This is a genomic window from Microvirga sp. (genome assembly GCF_014699075.1).
Taxonomy (GTDB): Bacteria; Pseudomonadota; Alphaproteobacteria; order Rhizobiales; family Beijerinckiaceae; genus Microvirga.
On sequence record NZ_JACXAB010000087.1, the window covers coordinates 1 to 15,371 of the forward strand.

Consider the following 15,371-nt stretch of genomic DNA (forward strand, 5'->3'; position numbering starts at 1 on the left):
CCTCTCCGGTTCTCCAACATGCCTATTCTGGCACGCCTGACGCTGGTGGAGGGCGCCATCCACGACATCACGTTAACAGAATTCGGGCGCAGTGAGGCAAGCGCGGTCACATGACGGGCTCACCGTGCAATGCAGGCTGCAAACTTCCACGCCGCCATAGCATTGAGGCGGTGAAGGTGGGTGGCAAGGGCAGAGCGGCGGGAGCGAGGGGGAACGAACAGGTTGCGGACGGCAGAGAACACACTGACAAATCTCCGTAGCCCTCCCGGAGTTCGAAATCCCTGCATGATCCGCTCACGTTTTCGCAGTGGGAGGTGCGAGTTCTCCGCCCGGTTATTCAGACCCTTATGCGGGCGATGCTCAACCGCCGGCATGATCTGGCGCCGGGCGGCAGCATAGGAGCCCAGCTTATCGGTGATCATCCGCCGCGGCGGAGAGCCCTGCCTTTTCAACAGACGCTTCAGCAAGCGTTTCGCCGCTTTGGTATCGCGCCGCGTCTGGAGGATTTCGCCGAGGATGTAGCCATCCTGATCCACGGCCCGCCAGAGCCAGTGCTGCTTTTCGGCAGGGTCAAGGCAGCGGCTACATGTCGTCAGGTGGTGATTGTCCCCTCCTTTCAGCTTGTCCGTTCTGCGGTCACCTGAAGCTGGGTGCAGGAGCGGAAGGCCACTTCATTGCAGAAGTCATAGGGCAACAACCCGATTGCGAGCTCCGGCAAAAGAAAAAGGGACGATCAGATGCGCCGAGGCGGCCGTAAGGTGCCGGACGCAGCTGAATTGTTGAGATTCTTCACACAATTAAGATAGGCCGGGCCGGTACGCCCGGTCCCAAAACATTTGTACTCCTTCGCTCGAGCAGCCTGAAGGACCGCCCCCTCCTGAACAAGGTTAAGAGTCTCACCTATGACGCCTGACATCAACACAGTTCCGGCCAAGACTGCGGATTATGTGCTGACACCAAGACCAACGACCTCGGCATTGCTGGGCGGTTGACCAGCGGTTCCGGTGATCAGAGAAATGACTGTCCGTAGAAGCTCTTTGTGCTTCAATGTCCAAGGTAAGTCCGACGCACGCTGTCGTCGCGCCGCAACTGATCGGATGCACCCTGCAGTGCCATCTCGCCATTCTCGAGGATATAGGCGTAGCTCGACGTGGACAGAGCCACGGCAGCGTTCTGTTCAACAAGAAGGATTGTCAGTCCATCCTTGTTCAGGCGATCGATGATGCCGAAGATCTGCTGCACGAGTACTGGCGAGAGGCCTAGCGACGGCTCGTCCAAAAGAAGCAGCCTGGGACGTGCCATCAGTGCCCGACCGATGAGGAGCATTTGCTGCTCACCACCTGAGAGCGTGCCGGCCCGCTGCTGCAGGCGGTCCCTCAGCTTGGGGAAGTAATCAAGGACACGGTCGAAATCGGCACGGACCGTCGCCGCATCCTTGCGCCGGTATGCGCCCATTTCCAGATTCTCGCGCACGCTCATGTCGCGGAAAACCTCACGACCTTCCGGGACCTGTACCACACCACCCTCGACAACCTTGTGAGAGGCCATGCTCTCGACGGCTTTGCCGTCGAACCGAATGCTGCCGGACTGCACGGGAACGAGGCGGGATATCGTGTTGAGGGTCGTTGTCTTACCGGCCCCGTTGCTGCCGAGGAGTGCAACGATGCTTCCCTCTGGAACGCTCAGCGAAACACCGGACAGGGCTTGGATACGGCCATAGGACGCGGACACGCCGGCGAGTTCAAGAAGATCAGGCATGGGCCATCTCCTGTCCCAAGTAGGCTTCAATGACGGAAGGATCGTTGCGCACGTCGTCGGGAGTTCCCTCCGAGATCTTGGTACCGAAGTTGAGGACCGTGACGCGATCTGAGATCGCCATAACGAGCTGCATCACGTGCTCCACCAGCAGAATTGTGATCCCCTCCCGCCGGCACAGGTCCGTGAGCAGCGCATCCAGCGCGGCGATCTCCCGGTTGCGGAGGCCAGCTGCAGGTTCGTCGAGAAGGAGAAGGCGCGGGCGAATGGCGAGAGCACGCGCCAGTTCCAGAAGCTTCTGATGGCCGAAATCCAGATTACGGGCGACCGTATTGCGGTAAGCGGTCAGGCTGGTCCGTTCCAGCAGATGCTCGACATGCTCCACCACGCCCGGCGGGCGTGCTGACAGGACCTCAACCCAGGATCTACCCGCATGGACGTGAGCGCCAATCATCACATTCTCGAAGACGGTCAGCTCGCCGAACAGCTCCAGGTTTTGGAAGGTGCGCGCAACGCCGAGCCCAGCCATGGCGCTTGCGGGCATCCTTGTCACGTCGACACCGTCGAGAAGAACTCTGCCGGTGGTGGGCTGATAGAAGCGCGAGATGCAGTTGAAGGTAGTCGATTTTCCAGCTCCGTTCGGTCCAATCAGCGCATGAATGGTGCCACGCTTCACAGCGATGTTGAACTTGTTCACGGCGGTGAGGCCACCGAACTTGACCGTCAGGTCGACAACCTCAAGCAGGTGCTCAGCCACGAGTTATCCTCCCCATCTGGTCGCGAATGAAAGCAAAGAGGCCGCGAGGCGCATACATCATGAAGACGATCAGGATCAGACCGTAGATGATCTCCTGATACGAAGGTGTCTGGCGCAGGAACTCGGAGATCAATCCGAAAACAATCGCACCCCCCACCGCGCCGGTGATGGAGCCAAGGCCGCCAACCACAACCATGGTGAGCGCCAGGATCGTGGTTTGAAACCCGAGGCTGTCCGGATGAATGTAAGTGGAGAAGGTCGCAAACATGCTACCCGCCACACCGGCGTAGAAAGCAGACAGGCCGAAAGCGGTGATCTTAGCCCGGCGCACCGGGATGCCCATGGCCATCGCTGCCACATCGGACTCACGCACCGCCCGGAACGAGCGTCCGACGCGGGAACGGGAGATCACGATGGTCAGGGCAATCATCAGCAGGGTCACGAACACCACCACGGGATACGCCTGCCTATCGGTGAGAATTTCCAGATCGCCGAGGCGGGCTGGGCTGATGCGCAAGCCGTTTGGCCCTCCGGTCACCTGATCCCAGTTCAGAAAAACCCATTGCATAGCCTCGCCGAAGGCGAAGGTGGCGAGCGCGAGATAGATGTCTCGCATGCGCAGGGCAACGGTTCCGATCACCACGCCGACCGCTCCCGCAACCACACCTGCCAGCAGCATCGACAAGGGAAACGGCCATCCGAAGGCGTTACCGGCCAATCCGCTGCTATAGATGCCAATACCGTAGAAGGCGGCATGGGCCAAGGCGAACTGTCCGGTTTCTCCGATCACTAGGTGGAGACCGAGACACAGCACGATGAAAACCAGGAGCAGATTGGCAATATAGAGAACATAGCCGGTCACCACGAAGGGAAGAACGACCAGGGCAGCGGCCACAAAAGCCAGCAGGGCGATCTGCGTGACTGGCATCTTCTCTGGCGCGGCCAGGCGCGGCCGTTCGGTGTCGGATGCCGGGATCACGGTGGCTGTCTTGTCGGACATGGACTCAGACCTTCTTGATTTCCACTCGCCCGCCGAACAGCCCCTGAGGACGGATCACGAGCACGAGCATGATCGCGACAAAGGGCGCGAGCACGATGGCACGGGAGGAGATGAATAGGCCGACGAGGTTTTCGATTATGCCGATGAGGAAGCCCCCCACTACGGCGCCGGGCAGGCTCGTGAAGCCCCCTACGATCGCAGCGGCGAAGCCCAGAGTCACAATCGAGCCCATGTCAGCTGTCATCAGCACCTTGGGCGAGATCAGTAGAGCAGCGATGGCCGAGATGCCGCCTGACAGCCCCCAGACAATCATGTGAATACGGGTCAGATCGACGCCGACGAGTTGGGCCGCCTTGGGGTTCATGCCTACGGCGCGCATGGCACGGCCGATTTTGGTATACTTGAACATCCAGAAGAAGGCCGCCATTACGACGACGGCGGTCGCCAAGATCACGAGGTCCAGGGTCGTCACGGCCGCCTGCCCAATCATGATTGATTGCGGCTCAACGACCGGCGGGAAAGATCGTGGCGTGTCGCCGAAGCCAGTCTGCCGCACGAATCCCCTGAGCACATAGGAGAGGCCGAGCGTTGCGATGACGAGGTTCACCGGACTGCCGTTGGCCCGCGCCACCTGGTTCAGCACCAGTCGACGGAATAGAGCCGCTCCGGCATAGGCCGCCAGTATCGTCGCAGGCATGACGATCCAAAGCGGCATGCTCCTGAAGACCAGGAGATAAAGCGCAATATATCCGGCGGCCATGACCATCTCACCCTGTGAGAAGTTTGGCACATCGGATGTCTTGAAGATGACGACAATGGCGAGGGCGAGCAGCGCGTACACGCTGCCGATGACAAGTCCAGAGGCCACACCCTGCTGCAAAAAGAGGAAGACTACGTCGAGCGTCATGCTGCCCTCGTTGACATGGAAAGGCCGCGGGAACGATCACGCTCCCGCGGCAGTGCGGGAGGAGCTTACCCCTTGTATTTCCAGCGGCTCTGGAAGGAGCCAGGAATGAGAGTCTGCTGAGTTCCGTCGAACTTCAGATAGATCGTCGACTCCTGAGCCGCGCGATCGTTCTGCCCGAATTCGATGGGACCAGCCATGACACCGGAGTCAAACTTTTGGTTTCTCAGGTTTTCGGCCACCTTTTCGCGGGTTGGATTGGGACCAGCATCCTGCAGGGCTTTAACGACCGACATGGCGGGCGCGATGCCATAGGGCATGTAGGCTTGGGGGTGATCCGGCTTCGCGTCGAGATCCGGATAGTACTCCTTGTACATGTCATACACCCATTTGATCTTGGGGCCACCGGGCGCATCTGCGAGAACGTCCTGGACGTAGAAGTTCTTGAGGGCATCCTTGTTGCCCACGTTCTCCACAAGCTGAGACATGTTGGCGGTGCCAGTCACTGTGAGAACGATAGGCTTGGTGATGCCGAGCTCATGCGCTTTCTTGATGATCAGAGCCGCAGGCTTGGCATAGGTCGTGATCGCGATCATGTCGGGATTGGCAGCCCTCAACTTCACCAGAGGAGCGGTGACGTCCGTAATGTTCGGATTGATCGACTCTACTGCGAGTTGAACGTCAACCTCCTTAGCAGTGACCTGAGCCGCTTCAAGGTTCCAGGCGCCGTAGGCGTCATCATGATTGATGTAGCCGATCTTCTTCGCCTTCAGGTGCTGCTGCCCGAAGTCCACAACGGAGCCGCCAACGGCGTATTGAGTGATCGAGAAGGCGCCAAAAATATAATCGGTGGGCGGATAGAGCGCGCCGTCCGCGGAAGCGTTTAACATCACCCACGGAACCTTGCTGCGAACCACGTAATCCTTGGCCGCCACCGCTGCGGCCGAGCATGAGCCGCCGTTGAGCATAAACACTTGTTCTTGCTCCACGAGCTTCTTGACCGCCGACACGAGATCGTTGGCGTTGCAGCGGTCGTCTTCGATGACGAGCTCGATCTGACGGCCGTGGACGCCGCCTTCCTTGTTGACCTTGCTGTAATACATCTTCGCCGCGTTGATCACGTCGAAGCCATAGGCCATGTTCGCTCCGGAAAGTGGTGAGAACACTCCGATTTTAATTGTTTTCTCGGTGAGACCAGGCTCCTGCGCAGCGGCTCCCGCGGAGTGAATGAGGCCGGCAGCGAGCAGCGCCGCTCCAAGCCACACACAAGTTATCCTATCTTTCATTGTTTCCTCCCATTTTTGGTTTCACAACGGTTGAATCCGGTCGCCACCATTCGGATCGGTGTGAACGCTCGTGATGTACGAAGGCGCCGGATGCATTGGAAAGCCTACGGCAGCCAGGTCGTCTTATGGCGAGAGACGACGAAGCGGAACGGCTGACACCCCTTTTTCCAGCGCCGGTGGAAGCACGTGAAAAGCGAGGTAGGGGTACGTCGATCAGGTCCGGGTTGATCGCGTTGACCCTGATGCATTTGGCGGCCGCCGTGCGGGCAAGCGCCTGCGCCATCCCATTGCTGTTATCTGCCTGTGCCCGGCAACCTGCAGCATCAATGCCTTTGGCGCTACCAGTCACCGGCACATATGTCTGGGTCTGAGACGTCACTGTTTCCTCCAAAGGCGATCAGGTGCCGCCATTGGATACAATCGAGCAGGTTCGGAACGACTTTGTCAATAATTCTTGCGTGAAAGCAGAAGGATTTTATCCAATCCCGTTCCAGCTGTGTTTACTCCCTACCCGGCCGCGACAGCAGTTGTACGGGAAATCAACTTTGCTCTTGCCCCAATGCCCTCGTGGGAGACCGGATTTAGCAATCGAAGCTATAGCCCGCTGGACGTTCCTTATCACGACGCCGCGTGCCGTCCGACGACATAGCCGAACGTCAGCGCGGGCCCGAGAGTGATGCCAGCGCCGGGATACGACCCGCTCATGATCGAGTTGATGTCGTTGCCGCAAGCATAAAGGCCTTCGATGATCTGGCCACGGGTGTCGCGCACTTGGCCGTTGGCGTTGACGTCCAGCCCCATTGTCGTGCCGATATCACCTGGAAATATCTCGACCGCGTAAAGCATACCTTCAAGCGGCTTCAGGCACTGGTTCGGCTTATGATCCGGGTCCCCGAGAGCGGTCTGGTAGGGAGTCGATCCCTTGCCGAAGTCAGGATCAGTCCCTTGAGCTGCAAACCCGTTATACCGATTGATCGTCTCTTTCAGAGATCCGGGATCGATGCCGCATGTCTCAGCCAGTTCCTCCACGCTCAGGCCGCGCTTGAGATAGGCGGACTTCAGATAGGGGCCGATCCGGCCCGGGAAGCAGGGAATCGCCCCTAGTCCGTAGCGGCGCAGGGAAGCGTGATCACAGATCAGGAAGGCCGACCTCTCGTTTTCGTCCAGCAGCTTTTCCACCAACCCTTGCACAAAATCATGATAGCTTGCCGCCTCGTTGGTGAAGCGCCGGCCATCATGACCGACCGCAATGATGCCCGGCTTCGCGCGGTCCATGAACAGGTGGGGAAACGGCCGCTTCGAACCATCGGGCTGCGGAATCAATGAGATCGGCGCCCAAGAAGCGGCATCGGAGTTGGTGGTCACGAACGCGGCACCAATCGCCTCGGCGGCGGCAATCGCTCCACCCGTATTTGGTGAAGGTGACATGCTGTAGTGAGGTAAGCCACGGCGGACATGCTCAAACCTTTCAGCGCGGCGCTTAGCATCGTGAGGAAAGCCGCCGCCGGCGAGGACTACGCCTTCTTTGACTGCGATCGGCTTGTTGCCATGGTTCGTGCGCACGATGGCACCTGTCACGCGGCCTGTTCCATCCCGCTGGAGCGAGACGAGTTCGTGCTCGGTGAGCAGTGGTATCTTCAAAGCGAAAACAGTTTCAGCCAATCGGCCTACGACCGCTGCCCCCAGGCTCAACCGTGTGTTGCGTCCAGCAACAATCTTGTCCCTGAAATAGCGAAGCACCTGCTTGGTGGCATGCACGAAGGATGGCCACTCGCGCGTCATGCGCACGAAATGGAAGAGATCCGCACGTCCGAGTTGCATGCCACCGAGGATAGTGAACTCTTTGATCGGCGGGCGCAGCCGGTTCAGGTTTCTACCCAACGCCCTACCGTCATATTCCAGCGCATCCAGCACGCGCCCCCCGAGCGCAGCGCCCTCCTTGTCCGGATGGTAGTCTGGCGAATATGGGCGATGGGTCATCTTCAATGCAGTTTTCTTGTTGAAGAAGTCGATGGCTACAGGACCGTTTTCAAGGAAGGCGTCAACAAGTTCCGCGTTGAAGCGATTTCCGGTTTCCAACTCAATATACCGACGTGCTGCCCTGCGATCGTCCTCCATACCGGCCGCACGCATGATCGGATTGTCCGGCACCCAGATCGCGCCACCGGATACCGCCGTGGATCCGCCGAAATACTCGGACTTTTCGATAATGACAGGCTTCAGGCCGGCATGAGCTGCACTGATTGCAGCCGCCAGTCCCGCCGCGCCGGAGCCGACCACCAGAAGGTCACACTTGGCAGGAAGCACTTCTTCAGTCGACATGCACGGGCTCCTGCCTGGGAAAGCGCCCGATGGTCCAACCGCCGTCGACGGCAAGGACCTGGCCCGTGACAAAAGACGACTCATCGGAGGCGAGGAACCGCACAGCACGAGCGACATCGAGCGGTGTGCCCGCCCGGACAAGTGGGGTCTGCTCGATCATGATCTGGCGGCGCCAGGGCTCCGACCGGATGCGCTCGGCAGTCAGGGGCGTTTCAATAAGACCAGGAGCGACAGCATTCACGCGTATACCGGAAGGTCCGAAATCTGTCGCCATTTGGCGCGTCATCCCAACGACCGCAGCCTTGGATATTGAATAGGCCGCCGAGTTGTAGGCTCCAATCAGACCGAAGACCGAGGCCGTGTTCACGATCGCTCCGCCGCCTGCACGGATCATCAGCGGCACTCCCCAGCGGGACAGCGCGAAGGCGCCCTTGACATTGATGTCGAAATAGCGCTGCAGATCCTCATCCGTTGTCTCGACAGCATGCGAGCCGCGGCCGATACCAGCATTGTTGACCAGAATAGAAAGCGTGAGGCCGTTCCCGAGAAGCTCAGTGCTAAGCTTGGCAGTAAGTCCTGAATCGGTCACGTCGCCCTGTATCGGAACTACACGGGATCTGCGGGCTGCGAGCGCGTTGATGCCGGCTTCTTCGCGATCGACCGCGATCACGGTCGCGCCGACGGCCACAAGACCTTCAGCAATGGCTTCACCGATGCCTTGGCCTGCGCCGGTCACAATGGCGGTGCGACCCTCAAGAGTTGTGATGTCGAAGCTCATGACTACAACCTCAGAATGCCGCGGTGCCGCCGACCGACCGACCACCGTCGACGATCAGGACCTGTCCCGTGACGAAATTAGCCCGCTTATCGGCGAAGAAGGCCACGGCATGGGCGATGTCTTCGGGGACTCCCAGCTCCCCGGTAGGTTGCTGGCTGCGGAGCAGGTGCACGTCCGAGCGCGCCAGCAGCATATCCGTTTGGATCACGCCCGGCGCCACAGCATTCACCGTGATCTGCCTGTCGCTCAAATCGAGCGCCAACGCCTTTGTAAAGCCAGCGACAGCAGCTTTCGATGCAACGTAATGTGCGTAGTTCCGTGCCCCAAATGCCGCTCGTGAGCAAAGATTGATGATCCGACCCCATTTCGGCAACTTGCGCGCGGCTTGCTGAGAGAGATGGAACATGCCCACGAGGTTGACTTCATACATCCGGCGGAAGTCATCGGCAGTCAGTTCATCAAAAGCCTTTACGTTGAAGATGCCGGCATTGTTCACCAGCACCTGCAGGTTCTCTGCACCATCGATTAGCGCCTGTGTGGCGATCGGATCGGTGATATCGACAATTTCGGCGCGTGCTTTGAAGCCCCGCGATGTAATCTGGTCTACGGTCTCGATTGCTGGCGTTTCGACGCGGTCGACTACGATCACGAAGAAGCCGTCTTCCGCCAGACGATGTGCGATTGCGCGACCGATTCCGGAACCTGCACCGGTGACGATGGCAGACTGAAGACTGCGCTCTGACATTGACTATTCCTCGAATTCTGCTTCCCGAGCAGGTCCGTGCGACCTTGCCCGACCTCATCGTGCAACGGACGGAAGCTGCGGATCTGTTAGCGATCAGCGATCTTTGTCGGGGAAGCGGCGCTGGGGCGCGCCGCTCCGATTTCTGGCTCAGAGGCCGAAGCTCTTCTCGTCGACCTTCGAGAAGATCTCATCGGCGACCAGCTTGGCGACCGCGTCTTCATTGTTGACGTCAATTCCTTCAAGGAGCTTGGTCCATTTGGCCTGGAGGGCAAGAAACCCCTTTGCAACATCGGTGGGATCCTGAACGCGACGTTCCTTGGCAGTACGACCGGGGTAAGTGTCGACCACGTTGGCGCGGAACTTGGCCAAGGCCTCGACGAGTGAGGCGTCGGGTTGGTTGATCTTCAATCCACGCTCTTGAGACCCCTTCAGGGCCTTGCTGACAGCCTGAGAATAGGCAATCTGCACGCGAGCGACGCTGCGGGCGGTCACGTCGAGCAGCTTGCGGCGGTTCTCCGGGCCAATGTCGGACCAGAAGCCCTTGTTGTAGACATAGGTGACCCCGAGTGAGGTGCCCTGCTCAAGCATGGTGATCGTCTTGACCACCTCCCAGAGCTTAAGCCCTGTTTCGAGACTGGTCGGGTCCGTCAGCGTGCAATCGATTGAGCCACGCTCTAGGCCGGAATAGACGTCCGCCGCTGTGACAGCCACCGGGACGGCGCCGAGAGAAGAGACCCATTCGTTCTGAGCCGTGCCGGCCGTGCGGATCTTGAGGCCCTTGACAGCGTTCAGGTCACGCACGTCTCGCATGCACAGCATCAGGTAAGTCGGCGTGGAGTAGCCGGCCAGAGCGACCGTTCCGTGCTTGGCAAATTCATCCTGTATTCTTTTATTTGTAAGCACGGTCTCGGTTAGGGCAAAGGCGGTCGCCATGTCGTTCGTTGCCACAAAGGCAAGGTCGTTGATCATACCTGAGATGGGCAGTTCTGACGGAGTATAGGAAGTGGCTACGAGCCCGACCTGGGCCACATTGTCACCCAGAGCTCCCAATGTGGTCTGCGCCGGCACAAGCGAGCCCGATGAATAAAGCTCAAAATCCACCTTGCCGTTGGTAGCGGCTTTGACGTCGGCAAGAAATGGCACGTAACCGACGCTGGTTAGGATGTGGCTCGGCGCCAGCCAGGTCGTCGCCTGATACTTCTCGGCATGGGCCACACCGGTCATCAAGGCTAGCGATGCGGCGGTCGCAGTCAGGATCTTCCTCATTGTCTCTCTCCCTAAAAGTTTTCGTTTGTTTGAGCGACGGGACGGAACCTCGCGTGTCCCGACTTGTCTCTTGGCGCTCTAGTTCGCCATGAGTTTAGGCAGCCACAGGCTGAGATCTGGGAAGGCGATCAGTGCCGCGAGCACGAACAGATCGACGATGATGAACCAAGTGACGCCTCCGAAGATCTGATTGAGCGAGACCCGACCGCCGAGTGAAGACTTGATGACAAAGACGTTCATTCCGACCGGCGGGCTGATCAGCCCTATCGTCATCAGCTTGATGACCAAGATCCCGAACCAGGTGAGATCGACCCCATGGCTGGAGAGGACGGGTGCCAGCACCGGCATGGTGAGCAGCATAATGGATACCTCCTCCATGAAAGTACCCATCAGAGCGAGAATGATGCACACCAGAATGATCATGGTCATGGTGTCATAGCCATCGAAGAAGCCCATCACCCAGGTCGGTATCGTGGCAAGCGCCACGAAACGGGCGAACAGCGCCGCGCCGAGCACGATCATGAAGATAGCCGAGGTGCCGGAGGCGGTATCGATGAGCGCGCGTCGGAGCATGCGGTAGTTGAGACGGCTGCGTATGGCCGCGACGATGCAGGCCAGAAACGCGCCCACGGCACCAGATTCTGTTGCGGTGAAGACGCCGGTGAAGATCCCGCCCATCACGATGAAGGTAATTACCGGCAGTGGCCATGCATCGCGCAGGAGAGACAACTTCTCCGCCCTCGTCGCCTTATCGACATAGCGAGGAGCAAGATTCGGATTGATCATGCAACGCACGGTGATCATGGCAATGAACACTGCCGCTGTAAGGATACCCGGCACGAACCCAGCCATGAAGAGTGTATTGATCGATGTATCGACCAACAGGCAATAGATGATCATCAAGACCGAAGGCGGGATCAGTGCAGCCAAAGTTCCCGACGCTGCCACGGATCCGGTCGCGAGACCGGGATCGTACTTGCTGTCCAGCATTTCAGGGACAGCAATTCGTGAGAAGGCGGCGGAGGTCGCTACGCTCGAGCCGCTTGCGGCTCCGAAGAGCGCGGAGGCGAAGACTGTAGAAGAGGCAAGACCGCCGGGGATCCGCGCAAGGAAGATGCGCGCTGCCCCGAACAAACTTCGCGTTAGGCCAGCCTCGACCGCCACGAACCCCATGAAGAGAAACATCGGAACTGCAGAGAGATTCCAGTCGCCGATGAGGTTGAACGGAATCGCTTTCGAGATACCGATCGCAGCGCTGAGGCCCATCATTGCCCAAATGCCGAAGAAGGCGGTGACGCCCATGGCAACGCCAATTGGCACGCGGATGCCGATAAGCGCAAGGATGGCGATGACGCCGATTAAGCCGATCTCGAGACGTTCCATCCCAGCTTCCTCAGATTTCTACTGTCGAGTTAGGGTCTGTCGCCCGTCCACGCTCCCCCCGGAGAACACGCATCACCAGCACGACAACAGCAAGGCAAAATCCGAACGGCAGCAGGAACTTGGCCGGCCAAGTCGTGATGCGCCAGATGCCGTCCACTGTCTCGTTAACTCTCCAGGCACGAACCGCAAGATCCCAAGAGAACCAAGCCAGCACACTGTAGTAGATTGCTGAAATGACATCCGCGGCGACGAGCATAATCTTCTGCGCACGCGGGGAGACTTTCTCGTAAATCACCTCGACGACAATGGAGCCGCCTGCCGCTTCCACATAGGCGAGCGGAAGGAAAACGGCGCCAATCATGTAGTAGGCGGCAACGACCTCAGCCGTACCGGGCAGAGGAGCATTAAGGAGATATTTTCCCAGCACGTCGATCATGACGTGGATCATCATCAGCAGGATCACTAGCCCGGAAACCCAAGCCAACAGTTGGGTGAGCTTTTCGGCAAGCCTTACCATCTTCTCCTCCGTGGCGCTGATCCGCACTATTGCATCCGGTAGCCGCCATTGACGTCGATCACAGCGCCGGTGATGTACGACGCATCCTTGCTCATCAGGAAGGAAACCGCGCCGGCGACATCTTCGGGACTGCCGACCCGCTGGAGGGGAATGTTTCCGGTGACGGAGGCATAGTTCTCGGGATCCAGTGACTGATGCAGCATAGGTGCATCAATCAGTCCGGGAGCGACCGCATTGATCGTAACGCCCATGGAAGCAGCCTCACGGGCGGCAGCCTTCACGAGACCAAGAACAGCACTCTTACTCGCGATATAGGCAGAACTCGAACGGTACCCTCCCAGCTGCGCCGCAACCGACGAGAATGCCACGAAGCGGCCACTTTCAACCGGCGCTCGCGTGCGGGCGCGCAGGTACTCACGCAGAAGGAGGAAGGTTCCGGTGCTGTTCACTCGCTGTGTCAATTCCCACTCATCCAGGGAAATCTCAGTCAGCGGCGGGCGTTGCCCGCCATTCCTTAGAAGCAAAATGCCGGCAGCAGCGACCACGAGACCGATCTTGGCTCCGTTGGTCTCGACATCATTGAAGAGATTCTGGACCTTCGCTTCGTCTGTCACGTCGAGGGCAAAAGCCTTGTGTCCACTGCCGGGCAGCGACGCCACGACCTCGGCCGCACCAGCCTCATTGGTGTCTGTCGCGATGACGGGAAAGCCATCGCTGGCAAGACGCTGAACGATAGCTCGACCGATCCCGCCCGCAGCCCCGGTCACGAGGGCATAGTTGGTCATGGATCCTCCCTGAATACATTCTTGTGAATTGGATACATTGCAAGATTGGATCCAATTTCCCCCTATTACAACACAACTTTGGTATTAAAATCGCGAAATTGGATCCACGGATAAGTCGCGGCCTCTTGCACTTGCTACGGCACGCAGTATTTTCGGAGTATGACCACTGCAACCACATCACTGCCTGCGGAGATCACCAGCGCCGATCTCGTCGCGAAAACCATTCGCGAGAAGATCCTGGAAGGTGAGTTGGAACCGGGCCGAAGGCTCCAGCAGGATCATCTGTCCGACATGTTAGGCGTATCCCGCACGCCGCTTCGCACGGCTTTGGCCATGATCGCCCAGGAGGGGCTCATCGAGTACGAGGCCAATCGCGGCTATCGCGTCCGAGCCTTTTCCATCTCTGAGGTGCGGGATGCTTTTGCCGTCCGTGCACAACTGGAGGGCTTCGCCTGTCGATGCGCCGCGGAGCGGAAGATCCCGGATGCCATGATCGCGAGATTTGAGGCGCTTGTCACGGAGGGAGACCGCCTCCTGTCTGGCGGAACGCTGGACCCTTCGTTACTTCCCGCCTACCGACGCATGAATGTCGAGTTTCATCAACTGATCATCTCTCTGGCAGGCAACTCCTGGATCGAGAGCTTCGTGCGGCAAACACACAACGTTCCCTTGGTATCGGATCGCATTATCCTCTGGGACAACTACGACATCATCTATCGCTCCCATGACGACCACCACCGGATCGCAAAGGCCATCGCTCAAGGAGAGGGTATCCGAGCCGAGAACCTGATGATCGAGCACGTTATCTTCGCAGGAAAGCTCTTGGCAGAGAGACTCGAAATGGATCCACGCGGAGTCCTGATGCCGCAGAGCAAGACCCCGAATGGTTTCCTCAAGTCCCGCAAGAACGGAAAGTTGTAATGACCACTCTGAAACTCTTCCACTCGCCTGCTTCTCCTTACGTCCGCAAGGTCCTGGTCAGTGCCCATGAGAAAGGCGTCGCGCATCAGATCGAGTTGCTGCCATCGGCGGCAGGCCCAGTTAAACGCGATCAAACGATCATCCCTCACAATCCATCCGGCAAGGTCCCGACGGCCGTCTTACCGGACGGGCAGCCTCTTTTCGACAGCCGTGTGATCTGCGCTTATGTGGACACTTTGAGCGAGACGCCGCGTCTTGTGCCGACGTCACATGACGAGCGATTCCGTGTGCTGACACTTGAGGCTCTTGCGGATTCCATTCTCGATGCCGCTCTGCTCTGCCGCTACGAGACGGTTATGCGCCCCGAAGAGAAGCGTTGGACCGACTGGTACAACGGCCAGATGGAAAAAATCGACAGCGGCCTTGATGACTTGTCCCGCAACTGGCTGGGCAGACTGCAAGGCCCGGTCTCCGCCGGCAGCATCGCCGTTGCTTGCGCGCTGGGTTACCTTGACTTCCGCTTCGCCGACAAGGACTGGCGCACAGGCCGCAATGCCTTGGCCGATTGGTACGGAGTGTTCGCTGAGCGCCAGTCGATGAAAGCTACCTGGCCACAGGGATAGTCTCGCCTTGGCAACGACTAATCGCCCGCAGCACCAAATTCTTAGAAAGGAGAGCCGCCTGTCCAGTGCCGGCGGCCTTTTCGCGCTGAATGCATGTGAACCTGGGGGTATGAAGCTTACTTTAGATCTAGCTGGTTGGCAGGATGGGTACTGACAATCCGCATAACATTCAAAGCGGTAAGCAGACCTAGCGTGCAGACGGCAACTCCGAAGATCTCCGATGAGGTTGGCCACTCATTGAGCAGAGGAATCGAGTAGTGTGGTGAAGGTTCTGCAAATCGCCTGATCGGGGCGGTCATGGCAGGATGGTGATGTCCAAGTCACCCTCC

General features: G+C 58.8%; 14 protein-coding genes and 1 pseudogene. 2 read left to right on the plus strand and 13 right to left on the minus strand.

Translation table 11 applies throughout. The annotated features are described in order from the left end of the window. Positions 1-119: 119 nt before the first annotated feature. The 13 genes and pseudogenes from IC232_RS31060 to IC232_RS31120 all read right to left on the minus strand — a co-directional run. Positions 120-560, minus strand: a pseudogene (locus IC232_RS31060) (IS6 family transposase); the annotation flags it as partial. A gap of 484 nt (positions 561-1,044) precedes the next feature. Then, entirely contained in the window at positions 1,045-1,758 is a 714-nt protein-coding gene (locus tag IC232_RS31065; protein ID WP_190848811.1) for an ABC transporter ATP-binding protein, read from the minus strand. Further along, complete coding sequence (locus IC232_RS31070; RefSeq protein WP_210335565.1) at positions 1,751-2,512, minus strand: ABC transporter ATP-binding protein; 762 nt, start codon at positions 2,510-2,512, stop codon at positions 1,751-1,753. Before IC232_RS31070 ends, IC232_RS31065 begins: the two co-directional genes overlap by 8 nt. Beyond that, on the minus strand, positions 2,505-3,512 hold the full coding sequence (locus IC232_RS31075) for a branched-chain amino acid ABC transporter permease (protein WP_210335566.1): 1,008 nt from the start codon (positions 3,510-3,512) through the stop codon (positions 2,505-2,507). The genes IC232_RS31070 and IC232_RS31075 overlap by 8 nt, the downstream gene beginning before the upstream one ends. 4 nt (positions 3,513-3,516) lie before the next feature. Continuing rightward, on the minus strand, positions 3,517-4,419 hold the full coding sequence (locus tag IC232_RS31080; protein ID WP_190848812.1) for a branched-chain amino acid ABC transporter permease: 903 nt from the start codon (positions 4,417-4,419) through the stop codon (positions 3,517-3,519). Between the two features lie 65 nt (positions 4,420-4,484). After that, positions 4,485-5,702: an ABC transporter substrate-binding protein gene (locus IC232_RS31085; RefSeq protein WP_190848813.1), complete on the minus strand. Its 1,218-nt coding sequence runs from the start codon at positions 5,700-5,702 to the stop codon at positions 4,485-4,487. 618 nt (positions 5,703-6,320) lie between these two features. Next, positions 6,321-8,024 carry an FAD-dependent oxidoreductase gene (locus IC232_RS31090; protein WP_190848814.1) on the minus strand — a complete coding sequence of 568 codons (1,704 nt, stop codon included), beginning with the start codon at positions 8,022-8,024 and terminating at the stop codon, positions 6,321-6,323. Beyond that, positions 8,014-8,802: an SDR family NAD(P)-dependent oxidoreductase gene (locus tag IC232_RS31095; protein ID WP_190848815.1), complete on the minus strand. Its 789-nt coding sequence runs from the start codon at positions 8,800-8,802 to the stop codon at positions 8,014-8,016. The genes IC232_RS31090 and IC232_RS31095 overlap by 11 nt, the downstream gene beginning before the upstream one ends. Before the next feature lie 10 nt (positions 8,803-8,812). Beyond that, positions 8,813-9,547: an SDR family NAD(P)-dependent oxidoreductase gene (locus tag IC232_RS31100; protein WP_190848816.1), complete on the minus strand. Its 735-nt coding sequence runs from the start codon at positions 9,545-9,547 to the stop codon at positions 8,813-8,815. A 147-nt stretch (positions 9,548-9,694) separates the two neighbouring features. Then, positions 9,695-10,813 (minus strand): C4-dicarboxylate TRAP transporter substrate-binding protein, encoded by a 1,119-nt coding sequence (locus IC232_RS31105; RefSeq protein ID WP_190848817.1) that lies wholly within the window; start codon positions 10,811-10,813, stop codon positions 9,695-9,697. Between the two features lie 78 nt (positions 10,814-10,891). Further along, a complete protein-coding gene (locus IC232_RS31110) occupies positions 10,892-12,196 on the minus strand; it encodes a TRAP transporter large permease (protein WP_190848818.1) in 1,305 nt (434 codons plus the stop codon). Between the two features lie 10 nt (positions 12,197-12,206). Then, positions 12,207-12,740, minus strand: coding sequence for a TRAP transporter small permease (locus IC232_RS31115; protein WP_312895271.1), 534 nt, complete (start codon positions 12,738-12,740; stop codon positions 12,207-12,209). Continuing rightward, positions 12,740-13,498 carry an SDR family NAD(P)-dependent oxidoreductase gene (locus tag IC232_RS31120; protein WP_190848819.1) on the minus strand — a complete coding sequence of 253 codons (759 nt, stop codon included), beginning with the start codon at positions 13,496-13,498 and terminating at the stop codon, positions 12,740-12,742. The genes IC232_RS31115 and IC232_RS31120 overlap by 1 nt, the downstream gene beginning before the upstream one ends. 159 nt (positions 13,499-13,657) lie before the next feature. Between IC232_RS31120 and IC232_RS31125 the strand changes: the two genes are divergently transcribed. Continuing rightward, positions 13,658-14,419, plus strand: a complete 762-nt coding sequence (locus IC232_RS31125; RefSeq protein ID WP_190848820.1) for a GntR family transcriptional regulator — start codon at positions 13,658-13,660, stop codon at positions 14,417-14,419. Positions 14,420-14,427: 8 nt separating this feature from the next. Next, positions 14,428-15,042, plus strand: coding sequence for a glutathione S-transferase (locus tag IC232_RS31130; protein WP_210335567.1), 615 nt, complete (start codon positions 14,428-14,430; stop codon positions 15,040-15,042). Positions 15,043-15,371 lie beyond the last annotated feature (329 nt).